This is a genomic window from Clostridium sp. ATCC 25772 (genome assembly GCF_001573875.1).
Lineage (GTDB): Bacteria > Bacillota > Clostridia > Clostridiales > Clostridiaceae > Clostridium_J > Clostridium_J senegalense.
The window spans coordinates 1-15,649 of record NZ_LFRG01000017.1; the positions used below are offsets into that span (position 1 = coordinate 1).

8 protein-coding genes and 1 riboswitch are annotated in these 15,649 nt (G+C 29.4%); of the genes, 7 read left to right on the plus strand and 1 reads right to left on the minus strand.

The features are described from left to right. Positions 1 to 500: 500 nt before the first annotated feature. Positions 501 to 1,058 carry a transposase gene (locus tag AZI32_RS08520; protein ID WP_061995437.1) on the minus strand — a complete coding sequence of 186 codons (558 nt, stop codon included), beginning with the start codon at positions 1,056 to 1,058 and terminating at the stop codon, positions 501 to 503. A gap of 1,333 nt (positions 1,059 to 2,391) precedes the next feature. Here AZI32_RS08520 and AZI32_RS08525 point away from each other — a divergent pair. From AZI32_RS08525 to AZI32_RS08555, 7 genes are all read left to right on the plus strand, one after another. Then, a complete protein-coding gene (locus AZI32_RS08525; RefSeq protein ID WP_082761193.1) occupies positions 2,392 to 3,765 on the plus strand; it encodes a cell wall-binding repeat-containing protein in 1,374 nt (457 codons plus the stop codon). 1,566 nt (positions 3,766 to 5,331) lie between these two features. Next, complete coding sequence (locus AZI32_RS19040; RefSeq protein ID WP_275934980.1) at positions 5,332 to 5,466, plus strand: hypothetical protein; 135 nt, start codon at positions 5,332 to 5,334, stop codon at positions 5,464 to 5,466. 886 nt (positions 5,467 to 6,352) lie between these two features. Next, positions 6,353 to 6,970 carry a TetR/AcrR family transcriptional regulator gene (locus AZI32_RS08530; protein WP_010293667.1) on the plus strand — a complete coding sequence of 206 codons (618 nt, stop codon included), beginning with the start codon at positions 6,353 to 6,355 and terminating at the stop codon, positions 6,968 to 6,970. 82 nt (positions 6,971 to 7,052) lie between these two features. Beyond that, the gene (locus AZI32_RS08535) at positions 7,053 to 9,203 is read left to right on the plus strand and encodes a YhgE/Pip domain-containing protein (protein ID WP_061995439.1); all 2,151 of its coding nucleotides are present in this window, start codon (positions 7,053 to 7,055) and stop codon (positions 9,201 to 9,203) included. A gap of 21 nt (positions 9,204 to 9,224) precedes the next feature. After that, entirely contained in the window at positions 9,225 to 11,390 is a 2,166-nt protein-coding gene (locus tag AZI32_RS08540) for a YhgE/Pip domain-containing protein (RefSeq protein WP_242865286.1), read from the plus strand. Between the two features lie 1,772 nt (positions 11,391 to 13,162). Continuing rightward, positions 13,163 to 13,972, plus strand: a complete 810-nt coding sequence (locus AZI32_RS08550; protein WP_061995442.1) for an SLAP domain-containing protein — start codon at positions 13,163 to 13,165, stop codon at positions 13,970 to 13,972. A gap of 165 nt (positions 13,973 to 14,137) precedes the next feature. Continuing rightward, positions 14,138 to 14,221: riboswitch (cyclic di-GMP riboswitch) on the plus strand. Between the two features lie 219 nt (positions 14,222 to 14,440). After that, positions 14,441 to 15,274, plus strand: coding sequence for a leucine-rich repeat domain-containing protein (locus tag AZI32_RS08555; protein WP_061995443.1), 834 nt, complete (start codon positions 14,441 to 14,443; stop codon positions 15,272 to 15,274). The last annotated feature ends 375 nt before the right edge of the window (positions 15,275 to 15,649 follow it).

Below are 15,649 nucleotides of genomic sequence, written 5' to 3' on the forward strand. Positions count from 1 at the left end.
CATTAAACTCATATAAAATTTAAAGATAATAGAAGCATAATTGAGTATTTCAATTAAAAAGAGAGAATTATGAATTAAGAATTTAGGAAGAAACTGGGGTGCCAGTTTCTTTTTAATTAGAGGGAGTAGAATTTGAGTTTGGGAGATAAAACAAACTAAAGTTAGATTTAGAGTGTACAGCCGTAACAAGAAGGACAGGTTCATTTATTTGTACCACCATAAAAAGCTTTAGTACTCAATAAAAAAGGCTAGATACAATAAATTACCGAGGAAAGAACCAGTACTTGAGCTGCAAAGCAGCGTACCTGTTAGGTACTGGTTCTTTGCTTATTTTGTTATGGGAATACAGTAATTGTGGAATCTACAGTTTAAACGAAGAAAATAGACACAAACGAACCTGTCCCACTTGTTATGGCGTAAAAATTTTTGAAAATTGTTTTTTAGGTGTTTGGCTAAGTTTAAATTTAAAAGATTATTTCCTATAATAGAATTATTTGTATTTAAGTTATATCTAACTCCATCTTTTGTCTGTAATTAGCAATTGCCATTTTATCAGTATTTCCAAAATATTTAAGAATTTTTTTAGTATCTAAGATTTTAAAATAATCATCTTTTAAATTTAGATACGTTGCTAAACTTGAAAATTGATATTTTTCTGGTGAATTTCTAAAACGCAGAATTTTTCTAGGGTTATTGTGTATATAAACAGAAAGCTGGATTAAATAGCTATCACTTTCTACAGGTATACTTTTAAATCTATTTTTAAATGAAGGCCCATAGGATGAATATCTATTGTGTAAGTAATTAGAATACATTCTATTGACTTCTCTAAAAATTATAGAGAGGTTTGAATTTTGCTCATTTATTAAAAAGTGTCCATGATTATCCATTAGGCAATAACAATAAAGCGAAAACTGAAATTTCTTTTGATAGTATTTTAGTAGTCTTAAAAATTTAATTTTATCATTTTCTTTTTCAAATAAATTAAAATGACTATGGCTTTTTATTATTACATGATACATACCAGTCTGTGATTTTAATCTACCTGAATTAGACATATAATCAACTCCTAGCATAAATAATTCTTTTTAAAAGTATTAACAATTAAAAAAATTTTAAACTATAATTTAAAATTAAGAAATAAAACCAACAAAAGTTATATTTAAAGTTCACAGCCGTAACAAATTATACAGTTGACAATTGACAATGATGGAGGAAACTAGAGTTTAGTTAGTTAAAAGTTAATAGTTCAGGTTGAAACTGGACTACCAGTTTATTTGAATTATGAGGATTAGATTCTAATTTTATGATATTAAATTAAACAAAGTTAGATTCATGGTTCACAGCCGTAACAAGAAGGACAGGTTCCTTTAGGTTGTAGCACCATAAAAAACTTCAGTACTCATTAAAAAGGCTAGTTAAAATAAATTACAGAGCAAAAAACCAGTACTTGAGCTGCAAAGCAGCATACCAGTTAGGTACTGGTTCTTTGCTTATTTTGTTATGGGAATACAGTAATTGTGAAATCTACAGATTTAACGAAGAAAATAGTCACAAATGAACCTGTCCCTCTTGTTATGGAAGCATAACTTAGGGATATTGCTTGTTTAGTTGAGGTAGAGAGTTTTGAAAAATTAAGGATTAAGAATTAGGAATTAAGAATTCAGGATGAAAGTAGCAACCACTTTCTTTTAATATAATAATAAAATTTGCTTTGCAAATTTATAAAAAATTACGTTTAGCATTACTAGGAACGAAGTGAGTAGTAATAACCATAACTATTAATTATTAACTCTTAACTCTTAATTGAAAAAGTCCCATTTGTAATGGAAGTAAAACGTTGAGTGATTGCTTGCTTAGATTTTTTAGCAAAATTAAGATTAAAAGATACGTTTAGTACTCAATAAAAAAGGCTAGATAAAATAATTTATTGAGCAAAGAACCAATACTTCAGCTGTAAAGCAGCAGGTCTGTTATTTTACCAAAATACGAGTTTGAGTGTAAGTTTATATTTAAAATGTAGAGATAGGTGTAATAAAATGTATTTTACATAATTTATTTTTCATTAAAATAGAAAGTTTAATAATAAAAAATGAAGTAATTGATATTGCTACTAGAAAAAATTTACAAAACATCTTCTATACTCTTGAAAAATATTAAATAAATGTTTAAAATTATTATGGAATATTATATATTGGTTCAGAAAGTTATAGGGAAGCAAGCTCCAACTTAAATTTATTCAATAACTTTAAAATATTTTTATATAATATGTATGTTGAATTCTAAGTGACTTGGAGTATGTCTCACTATTTTTGGTATCCAAGTTTTAGAATTGATAATTTAAAGAGTCAACTTGGATATCTATAAATTAAGAAAGGACTTAATTTTATTATGAAGAGAAAAAAATTGATAGCACTATTAGTTATGGGAATGTTATGTTTTAGAAATATAACTGTTTTAGCAGCTGAAAGCAATAGATTATGTGGCAGAACACGTGTGGAGACAGCTATTGAGGTTTCTAAAGAATTTTATAATAAGAATTCAGATAGTACAGGTAATGCAATTTTAGCAGCAGCGGCAGATGAAAATTTAGTAGATTCTTTGGCAGTTTCACCACTTGCATATAAATTAAAAGCTCCAATCTTTTTAAATGACGCTAACAATAGTATAGATGAAGTTACATTAAATGAACTAAAAGGTAGAAATATAAAAAATGTGTACATTTCTACTGGTGAGGGAATAATATCTAAAGAGGCTGAAGAAGAACTTGTGGCAAATGGAATGAATGTTATAAGACTTGGGGGAGCAACTAGATATGAAACAGCATTAAATATACTAAATAAGTATAAAGAATTAGGCGGACAAGCTACGAATGTGTGTTTAGTTTCAGGAAATGGAATAGCAGATGCACTATCAATAGCTCCTATAGCAGCAGAAAATTCTATGCCAATAGTTTTAGCAAAGGATAGTGATAATGTTGCTAGTGAATTAAAGGAAGTTGTTTACAGTGCACAAAAGGTTTATGCAGTAGGTGGAGAGAGTGTATTATCTACGGGCTTGGTAAATGATGTAAAAGGGGAGAGATTAGCAGGAAAAAATAGATATGCAACTAATATTGAAGTAATTAAGAAATTTTATGGTAGTAGCTTTGAAAATATATATTTTGCTAACGGAAACAATAATCATTTAGTAGATTCTTTAACTGCCTCAGTTTTAGTAGCAGGAAGTAAGGGCCCTATAGTTTTACTTGATAATAAGTTAAATAAAGATACAGCAAATGCAATAAATGAAAAAGTTACAGATAATACTAATATGACTTTTTTAGGTGGAGAGGCATTTGTTCCTTCAATTACTATTGATAATATAAAGAATCCTCCAGAAGATAAACCAATAGAGAAACCTAAAGATATGGGACAAGAAGTAGTAAATTATGCTATGAATTATTTAGGAACTCCTTATGTATGGGGTGGAGATAGTCCAGCTGGTTTTGATTGTTCAGGTTTTGCACAATATGTTTATAGACATTTTGGTGTGGAAATAACGAGAACAACATATACTCAAGTAACGCAAGGTAGTTACGTAGCAAGAGAAAATTTAAGACCAGGAGATTTGGTATTTTTCACTTACTATGGTGATGGTGAAGCAGAGCATGTAGGAATGTATGTTGGGAATAATTCGTATATACATTGTCCTCAACCTGGTGATGTAGTTAGAGTATCTACAATAGGATATGGGTATATGACTGCAAGAAGAATATTTAATTAGGAAACTGGAGTTTAACTAGTTAAAAGTCTTTAAAAAATTGACAATTGACAATGGACAAAGGACAATTTATTTAGGAATGGACAATTAAAAAGATTAAGGATTAAGAATTATGAATTAAGAATTTAGGAAGAAACTGGAGTGCCAGTTTCTTTTTAATTAGAGGGGAGTAAATTCTAGGTTTATGATATTAAATTAAACAAAACTATAGTTAGGGTTTATAGCCGTAACAAATTATATAATTGACAATGGACATTTGACAATTGACAATGATGGTTGAAAGTGGAACCAACTTTCTTTTGAATTTAGGGGAGTAGAATTTGAGTTTAGGAGATAAAACAAACAAAAGTTAGATTTAGAGTGTAGCACCGTAACAAGAAGGACAGGTTCACTTAGGTTGTAGCACCATAAAAAGCTTTAGTACTCAATAAAACAGGCTAGATAAAATAAATTACCGAGCAAAGAACCAGTACTTTAGCTGCAAAGCAGCGTACCCGTCAGGTACTGGTTCTTTACTTATCTTATTATGGGAATACAGTAATTGTGGAATCTACAGTTTAAACGAAGCAAATAGACTCAAATGAACCTGTCCCACTTGTTATGGAACTAATACTGTAAAGATTTGATTGTTTAGGTGTGTTGCTAAAACTGGTGATAGGGACCGACTTTGAGTACTATTGGAGAAAAGCTAAAATCAACAAAAGTATCTATCCAAAAGAATAGTAAAGTAGCCAATTACGCGTCTGTCCCTCTTGTAATGGAAGTAGAATTTTGAGTGAGTGCTTATTTAAGAATGGACAATGGACAATTGACATTTGACAATGATGGAGGAAACTGGATTCCAGTTTCTTTTTAATTTAAGGGAGTAAAATTTGAGATTGGGAGATTAAACTAACTGAAGATATATTCAAAGTTCACAGCCATAACAAGAAGGACAGGCGTACCTAAGTATGTTTTCCATAAGCTATTTTTTCAGTGAAATCGAAAAGTTATCAATAAAATCTAAAGCAATCAAAGCCGGTCCTTAAGATAGTTAAGAGTTAAGAATTAATAGTTAAGAGTTTAGGATGAAAGTGGATCACTAGTTTCTTTGAAATAAAGTAGCTTTGCTGCGTAGAGGTTCGGCACTGGCTTTGATGTTTTAGTTGAAAAATATAAAACTAGGAGAGCATCAAGTGTTAGCGAAGAAAATAAATTTATCGTGCCTGTCCCATTTGTGATGGAGCTATACTTAGGAAAATTGATTGGTTAGTTGAGGTAGAGAGTTCTAAAAATTAAAAACTAAGAAATAAATTGAAATACAGTTTTTTTGAACTATAGGGATTAAATTCTAAGTTTATGATATTAAATTAAACAAAACTATATTCAAAGTTTACAGCCGTAACAAATGGGACAGGCACGAATGGTTTATCTATATAAAAATAAAAATCAGCTCTTTGGATTTGGTTACCATGAATAAAAAAAGTTAGCCAGTCCCTGAGATAGTTAAGAGTTAACAGTTAAAAGTTAATAGTTCAGGTTGAAACTGGACTGCCAGTTTCTTTGAAATAAAGTAGCTTTGCTGCGTAGTTGTTCGGGACTGGCTTTGATTTATTAGTTGAAATATATAAAGCTAGGAGAGCATCAAGTGTTAGCGAAGAAAATAAATTTATCGTGCCTGTCCCATTTGTGATGGAGCTATACTTAGAAAAATATCTTACTTAGGAGTTTTACTTTACTATAGATAAATGCTTAATAGATTAAATTTTAAAGTCATTATATAAAACTGAACAAGGGTTAGTAACAAAGTGTAGCACTGTAACAAGAAGGACAGGTTCACTTAGGTTGTAGCACCATAAAAAACTTTAGTACTCAATAAAATAGGCTGGATAAAATAAATTACCGAGCAAAGAACCAGTACTTGAGCTGCAAAGCAGCGTACCAGTTAGGTACTGGTTCTTTGTTTATTTTGTTGTGGGAATAGAGCATTTGTGGAATCTACAGTTTAAACGAAGCAAATAGACTCAAATGAACCTGTCCCTCTTGTAATGGAAGTAGAACTTTGAGTGATTGCATACTTAGTTGAGGTAGGGAGCTTGAAAAATTGACAATGGAGAATTGACATTTGACAATGTTGGATGAAAGTGGCAAACACTTTCTTTTTAATCTATAAGTATAATTTGCTTTGCAAATTTATATAAAAAAGTACGTTTAGCATTACTAGGAGCAAAGCGAATAGTAATAACCATAATTATTAATTATTAACTCTTAACTCTTAACTAGAAAAGCATTTTCACTTTTAACTTGAAATATGTAATATTTTCAAAATGTGCAGCCATAACAAGAAGGACAGGTTCGTTTAGTTGTAGCACCATAAAAAACTCTAGTACTCAATAAAAAGGCTAGATAAAATAATTTACCGAGGAAAGAATCAGTACTTCAGCTGTAAAGTGTTTTCAAGGGGGAAGGGAAATTGTCGGTTTTAAATGAATTATTAAAAGATTAGAAAAATGACTTGTGGACATAAAAATCGTTGATTTTTTTAAAAAAGAGGATTATAATAATTTTATGATTAAAAATGACTAAAGGTCATTTTGAAAGGGGAATGAAGTTGAGTAAGGGGATCAAATCTAAACTGAAAAAATCTGAGTGTAATAAGTTAGAGAAGAAAAAGAATTTAATGGAAGTAGCTTATAATCTTTTTGTAACTAAAGGTATAAACGATACATATATAAGTGATATTACAAAGGAGGCTGGAGTTGCAAAGGGTACTTTCTATTTATATTTTAAAGACAAGTATTATTTAAGGGAGATTATAATACTTAACAAATGTTGTTTAATTTTAAAAAAAGCTTTGGAACAAGCTAACAAGAATAAATTTAATGATTTATCAGAGGAAGTAATATTTTTTATCAACTATATTATTGACTATTTAAAAGAAGATAAAAAGTTATTAAAGCTGATACATAAGAATTTATCTTGGGGTATATACAAAAGAGGGATATCTGAGAGAGAAGAGTATGAGGAGTTTGAACATATATATCAAGAATTTGTTTCAAGAATACAAGAAAAAGAGAATATTAAAAACGAAGATGCTAAGAAACTATTGTTTCTAATAATTGAATTAACCAGTGGAGTTTGTTATAGTTCAATTATATTAGAAGAACCAGCTTCTATTGAGGAGATGAAACCAATATTATTTGAAAGCATAAGAAGAATTTTAAATTAAGTTTTTATATTATTATGTTAGAATAATATGATCTTGAAACAAGTTTAAATTTAGAAACTAGCAATGAATATGGAGGTTAAAGATGAAGGATGCGTTAAAAGTGTTTAAGCGAGACCTTAAGAGCATTACAAAAAATCCAGTAGCACTTTTAATTGTTGCAGGAGTATGTATTTTACCGTCTCTTTATGCCTGGGTAAATATAAAGGCAAGTTGGGACCCATATGAAACTACAAGTACTTTTCCAGTAGCTGTAGTAAATAAGGATAAAGGTGCAAACTTTTTAAACAAGGACTTAAACATTGGAAATGATGTAATAGATAATTTGAAAGGTAATGATAAACTTGGATGGAAGTTTGTCAATTCAAAAGAGGCAGAGATGGGCGTTGTAGATGGAACCTATTATGCCATGATAGAAATACCAGAAGATTTTACAGAGGATTTAACAAGTTTAACATCAGATAATCCAATTAAACCAAAAGTAAAATATAAAGTAAACACAAAATTAAATCCTGTAGCAACTAGTATAAGTAATGCTGCAAAAGGCTCATTAGTAAATGAAATAACTACAAATTTTATAAGTACAGTAAATGAAGAGGTATTTAACGAATTAAATATATTAGGTAACAATGCAGAAAAAAATAAAACTGATATACTTACTTTAAAAAAGGCTATTATTTCTGTAAATAAGAATATGGATTCTATAACAGGTTTGTTAGAAGGGGTAGATAGTTCGGCTAAAAACTTAGGCGACTTCCTAACGGATTTTAGAGCAACTTTACCATCAATTACAGACAGTTTATCAGGAATTCAAGACAGTACACAAAGTACTGGCAATATAATGCAAGATACAGAAAAAAGTTTTAATAACACTATAGATAATTTGCAACTTAGTTTAAATGAATCGAAGGCTTCTATAGATAGAATTTATGATTTGGCAGAGCGTATAAACTCGAATAGAAGTTCAAATGATTCAAAAAGAAATGTATCTCAAATAAGTAGAGATATAAATACACTAAGTAATTCTATTTCATCTGATATTAAGTTTTTAGATGAAGTAAATAAGGCACAACCTAATCAAGCAATTTCTAATAATATAACCTATTTAAACAATGCTGAGAACGCATTAAGTGAAGCTAAAGGTAACGTAGAAAACTTACAAAATTCAATGAGCTCAACTGGCGAGATTAATGATAGTGCGATGTTAACTACTATAAATAGTATTAAAAATGTTAATACACACATAAGCCAAGCTGTAAGTGATTTTGATTCAAATGCAAGACCAGCCCTTAATACAATAACAAACAGTTTTGTAAGTATTACTGATGATGCATGTAAGCTTTTAGAAACATCTAAGGGTTTAGTTCCACAAATGGACAACTTGCTAAAATCAGGAGCAGAAGGAAGCGAGCTTGCTGCTAAAATTTCTACTGATTTAAAGGAAGACTTACTTTCATTTAAAGATGTTATAAGTCAGCTAAGTAATAAATTGGAAAAAATAAATGATAATGATATTATCGGCATTATAAGTGTAATGCAAGGTAGTTCAAGTCTTATGGGAGATTTTATTTCTAGCCCATTTGAATTAAAGGAAGAACCAGTATTCCATGTGCCTAACTATGGATCAGCTATGACTCCAATTTATTCAGTTTTGGCATTATGGGTAGGTGCTCTAATTTTAGTATCAATATTAAAAACAGAACCACCAGAATTTGAAGGTGGAGCAAACATAAGAGTAAGAGAAAGACATTTTGGAAAGTTAATGACTTTTGTACTTTTAGCCGTTTTTCAAGGAGCTATAGTTACTTTAGGAAATAAACTGCTTTTAGATGTTTATATTGTAAACTTCCCATTGATGTTGGCATTTGGTATTGTTACATCAATAGCATTTACAACTATTGTATTCACTTTAGTTTCTGTACTAGGAAATATAGGAAAAGATATAGCTATAGTATTTATGGTTATTCAGCTTGCTGGATGTGGAGGAACTTATCCTATACAAGTAGATCCTAAGTTCTTTAGAGTACTTCAACCATTCTTCCCGTTTACTTATGCAGTAGGTGGGTTTAGAGAGGCTGTAGCAGGTCCACTTATGAGTAGTGTTATAGTAGATTTCGTTATATTAATAATTTACACAATACTATTTTTACTAATAGGATTCTTCTTTAAAGAGCCACTTCATAACAAAGTAAGAAGTTTTGAAGATAGCTTTAAAAAGTCAAGAGTAGCAGAATAATAAAGTGACTCGAGGGGGTGAATGCATTTGAAGGAAATTTTTAAAGTTTGGCGTGAAGATTTAAAAGCAATAGTAACAAACAAACCTACACTTATAATAATTATAGGACTTTGTATTATTCCATCGCTTTATGCTTGGGTTAATATAAAAGCTTGTTGGGATCCTTATGCTAATACTGGAAATATGCCAGTGGCTGTAGTAAATAAAGATGAAGGTGCCACAATAAATGATAAGACTATTAACGTAGGTAATGAGGTAATAGAGTCCCTTAAGGAAAATGATTCAATAGATTGGATTTTTCTAGATGAATGGCAAGCTAATTATGGCTTAAATGAAGGAAAGTACTATTCTTTAATAGAGATACCAGCCAATTTTTCTAAGGGACTAGTAAGTCTTACAACTACTACTCCTCAAAAACCTAATATTATATATAAAAACAATGAAAAGGCAAATGCCATTGCTACAAAAATCACTAGTGCAGTAAAAGGTAAAGTTACAGATGAGATAAAAACTAATTTTGTAACTACAGTAAATGAAAAAGCTTTTGAAACTTTAAATGAACTAGGGGTTAAAGTAGAGGATAATAAACCAAAAATATTAGAGATAAAAGATGTAATTACTTCTACAAATAATAATTTGCAAAGTGTGAAAGATCATATTGCAAATGCAAATAAAAATACAAAGAGCTTTGAGACTTATTTATATCAGGTTAAAAATGATTTACCATTAATAACTAATCAAATAGATAGTCTTCAACAAGTTACTAATGCTAGTAAAGGGTTAATAACATCCACTCAGCAAGATTTAAGTACTTTATCAAATAACTTAAGTAATGATGTAATTGAATTGCAAAGTATAAATAATAATATTCAATCGTCTTTAAATAAGTTAAGAGATAAAAATAATGAATTTTCACCAGAGAATGCTAACAAGGTGTTAGATGATATGGATACTATGGTGGATATATTAAAATCTATAACAGATAGAAATATTGAAAATTTAGAGGCTATTAATGGTGCGTTAGGAAGTCCTATATTAGACGATATAACAGATATATTTAGAAATATACAATCGTCATTAGTAGATCAAAAAAATAGAATAGAAGATGTAAGGACTGCTATAAATAAAGGCGAAACGAAAGAAAATATAAACATGGCGATAGATGCTTTAACAGAAGCGAACACAAAGGTTTCTAACAGCATAGGTAATCTGTCAAATAGATTCTTTGATAGTGGATTAAATGTTTTAAATAGTCTTGGTGATCAAGTATCTGGAGGAATGAATGTTATAGATTCTGTTTTAAATGGGGTACGTGGAGTTGTTCCTAGATTAACTGCATTAACTAACTTTGGAATAAGCACTAGTAAGTTAGCTAGTGACCAAGCAGATAAATTAACAGATAAACTAGGAGATTTTCAAGAGAAAGTTGATAAGCTAAGCGATAAAACAAAAGATTTAAATGATAAGAATATAGATGATATGGTTGACTTGATGTCTAAAGATCCAGAAACTATGGGGTCGTTTATATCTTCACCGATTGAAGTAGAAGCAACAGAGCTTTATGGTGTTGGTACATTTGGGGTTGGATTAACTCCATTTTATACAACTCTTGCTATATGGGTTGGAGCGTTGTTACTATCATCTATGTTAACTGTAGAATGTGAACCAATAGAAGGTAGCAATAAGAAGCTTTCCTTTATGATGGGACACTTTGCAAAAATGTTAACATTTTTAACTGTTTCAGCAATCCAAACTATAATTATTGTGTTAGGTGATGTATTTATATTAGGTGTAAAACCAGCAAACTTCCCATTAATGATGGCATTTGGATTGCTTTCATCATTAACATTTGTAATGATTATCTACACATTAGCATCTGTTTTAGGAAACGTAGGAAAAGCAGTTGCAGTAGTAATAATGGTAATGCAAATAGCAGGTTCTGGTGGTCTATATCCAATACAAACTAATCCAAAGATATTTGGTATGTTACAACCATTATGGCCATTTACGTACGCTATTGACGGATTTAGACAAGCAATAGCAGGACCAATTGGTTCACATGTAAAAAAAGATGTTCTATTCTTATTTTTAATAATATTTATATTCTTAGTGATAGGGTTCTTAAAGAAACCATTACACAAACTATCACATGGAATGGAACATAAATTTGAAGAATCTGGACTTTAGTCAATAGATAAAGGACAATTTGAAAAGTTTAGGGAGTAAAAAATTAAAAAGAAACTGGACACTAGTCCAGTTTCTTTTTAATTTAAAGGAGTAAGATTTGAGTTTGGGAGATGAAATAAACTAAAGATATATTCAAGGTTTACAGCCGTAACAAATTATATAATTGAAAAAGGATAAGTTGAAAAAATTGACAATGGACAGTTGACATTTGACAATGATGGAGGAAACTAGAGTTAAATTAAGGATTAAGAATTAGGAATTAAGAATTCAGGATGAAACTGGACACTAGTCCAGTTTCTTTTTAATTAGAGGGATTAAAATTTAAGTTTGAGAGATTAAATTAACTAAATCTAAGATCTAATTTTACAGCCGTAACAAATGGGGCAGGCACGAATGGTGTATACCCATAAAATAAATAGTAGCTCTTATAATTTAATTATTATAAATAAAAAAAGTTAGCCAGTCCCCAGGTAGCTACTATGTAGCGTAGTTGTTAGGGACTGGCTTTGAATTTTTAGATAGAAGTATAAGGTTAGGAGAGCATCATATGTTAGAGAAAAGAATATAGTTTACCGTGCCTGTCCCATTTGTGATGGAACCACACTTAGAAAAAGTTCTTATTTAAGAGTTTTACTTTTCTAGATTTAAAAGTGTTTGTATAGATTAAATTTTAAAGTTAAACATATAAAACAAACTAAAACTATATTCAAAGTTCACAGCCGTAACAAGAAGGACAGGCGTATCAAAGTATAGTTTCCGTAAGTTATTTTTACAGTGAAATCGAAAGATTATCAATAAAACCTAAACAAATCAAAGCCGGTCCTAAAATAGTTAATAGTTAAGAGTTCAGGATGAAAGTGGCAACCACTTTCTTTTTAATCTATAAATATAAATTGCTTTGCAAATTTATATAAAAAAGTACGTTTAGCATTACTATGAACGAAGTGATTAGTAATAACCACAACTGATAACTTTTCACTCTTCACTTTTAACTTGAAATATGTAATATTTTCAAAATGTGCAGCCGTAACAAGGAGGACAGGTTCATTTAGTTGTACCACCATAAAAAACTTTAGTACTCAATAAAAAAGGCTAGATAAAATAAATTGCAGAGCAAAGAACCAGTACTTGAGCTGCAAAGCAGCGTACCTGTTAGGTACTGGTTCTTTACTTATTTTGTTTTGGTAATAGAGCATTTGTGGAATCTACAATTAAGCGAAGAAAATAGCCAAAAATGAACCTGTCCCACTTGTTATGGAACTAATACTGTAAAGATTTGATTGTTTAGGTGTGTTGCTAAAACTGGTAATGGGGACCGACTTCGAGCAGGAGTGGAGAAAAGCTAAAATCAGCAAAAGTATCTAGCCCAAATAATAGCAAAATAGCCAATTACGCGTCTGTCCCTCTTGTGATGGAGGTAGAACTTTGGGTGATTGCTTACTTAGATTTTGTTATCAGAACTAGGATTAAAAATACGTTTAGTATTACTAGGAACGAAGTGAGTAGTAATAACCACAACTCTTAATTATTCACTCTTAACTTTTAACTAGCAAAGCGTTGTAACTTTTAACTAAAAAAGTCCCTCTTGTGGTGGAGATAGAACTTTTGTTGATTTTTTGTTTAGTTGAGGTAGAAAGTTAAAAAAATAAATTTTTTATATTTGCATTTGCTATTAATTATGTTAGTCAATGATGGTATAATTATATCTGTATGACTAAATATGGATAAAAACAATAAAGATAAGGTGTAATAATTATATACGGAGGATTTTTATGAGTAATAGTGATGTAAATTGTGTAAAACTGAAGTTATCTTTACATCCAGATGAAGAAGCTTTAGTTTCAGATATAAAAAAGATGATGTTAGAAGAAGAGTTAGAAGAGTTTGATGGTATAAAGGAAAACGATGTAAATATAAGAACGTCTTATGTTTTTGATGATGGTGAAAATATTGAAATTGGAGTTTTTTTTAGAAATGCTACAAAGGATGACCTTCACTTTACTACTTTGCCGTTAACGTTGGTTGATGAAAATGAAAATATTTTAGTGTCAGAAACTTTTAAATTAGATTCCTTAGGAGAAGTACCTGCTTATAGTGCAAGGCCACATAAAATATTATTTAGTAAGGCAAATATGCCTGAAAATATAAATATAAATAAAGGTTGTAAAATTATATTTAGTGAACAAATAGAAACCTTAAATGTAGCCCATATTGAATATGAAGATATAGAAAACATACCTTTTGAAATGCAAATGTTTTTAAAACAATCATTGAATACATTGCCACCAATAGAAAAGGGACAAGTTGATTTAACTACATATGAAGTATATATGGAAAAAGATAATAAAGTAAAGGTTACTTTTTTGGTTAGGAATGGTAAAAATAAAACATTTAAGGTGGAAAAATTACCTATAACAATATATGATAAGAATAAAGAAATAATACATACAACTACTTTAGAAATAGATGGGATAGAATTAAATTCTAATAAAGCAAAATTATTTAGTTTTATTATAGATTGCAGTAATAAAGAGTTAAGTGAATTTGATTTAAGTGTACTTAATTTAGAGTTTAAAAGATAATATAAAGTATTTGTGTTGTTTTACTAAAGAAATATTACATAAGCACGATTATTCCTTTGAGTGATAAAATTATTATCATACAGAGTGAAAATTTTAGGCTATTGAAAAAGAAATGAAAACAATGTATAATTTTGTTAATAAAACTGAATAATTATATTACTTTGTAATTATATATGAAACAATGAAGTATATTTTGTATTTGGGTATCTGAAATATATGGAGTTAATGATACAACCGGCTAGTATATATATGTATATTAGCCGTGTTTTTTTTTCTAAAAATACTTATAAAATGCAAGTAATTTTAGAAAAAACAAAGTAATTATATTTATAATATGTAAAAAAAGTGTTAATAAATATCTAAATTTGTCGATATGTATATTACAACAATAAGTATTAAATAATAATTAAAATTAATCTATGGAGTTAAGTTATATAAAGTTTGTATTTTTGAAGTGGGGGGAAAATTTTGAATAAGAAGAAAATACAATTAATAATATTATCAGCTATATTAAGTAGCATTATATTAGCACCTAAAGAATATGTATTAGCTTGTGATAATGTAAAAGATACTCAGTTGGTTAAATGGACCCATCAGGATACGTGTGTCGAGGATGATAAGAAATATAAAATAGATATAGATAATGTAGAATATATTGTAGAGGATAATACAACAGATATAGTAAAGTTTTCAGATCCTAATTTTAAAAAGGCATTGAATGAAAAATTAGGCAAACCTTTTGATGCAGAGATTACCGTTGGCGATCTTAACAATATGAGTGGGGTTTTAGACTTAGAAGATAGAGGTATATCTAATATAGATGGAATAAGACATCTAGAAAATATAGAGGCTTTAATTTTAAATAGTAATCATTTAACTACTATCCCTAATGAAATAGAAGCATTGAAAAATCTAAAAACTTTAGAATTAGATGATAATCAATTAATTATGTTGCCAGATAATATTGGTAGCTTAAAAAATCTACGGGAGTTATACTTAGCTGATAATCAGTTGACTGTGTTACCTAATAGTATAGGTGAACTAAATAATTTAGAAGATTTTATAGTACAAGCAAATAACTTGAGCTATTTACCAGAATCAATAGGAAAGTTAGATAAATTAGAGAAGTTATATTTATGTGCTAATGAATTAAAAGAAATTCCAGAAACGATAACAAATTTACAAAATTTAAGAGTGTTATCATTGAAAGTAAATTATATAGAAGAATTACCTAAATCTATAAAGGAAATGAAAAGCTTAAAAGATTTAGATATAAGAGGAAACTTAATAGAAGACAATTAAAAAAATAAGGATTAAGAATTAGGAATTAAGAATTTAGGAGGAAACTGGAGTTAGATAGTTAAGAGTTAAGAGTTAAGAGTTAAGAGTTAAGGAAGAAACTGGGTTAGTCCAGTTTCTTTTGAATTAGAAGGAGTAAAATTTAAGCTGAAGATATAAAACAAACTAAAACTATATTCAAGGTGTAGCGCCGTAACAAATTATGTAATTGACAATGGACAATTGACATTTGACAATGATGGAGGAAACTGGACTGCCAGTTTCTTTAAATTTAAGGGAGTAAATTCCAGGTTGGGAGTATAAAACAAACAAAAGCTATAGTTAGGATTTACAGCCGTAACAAATGGGACAGGCACGAATGGTTTATCTATATAAAAA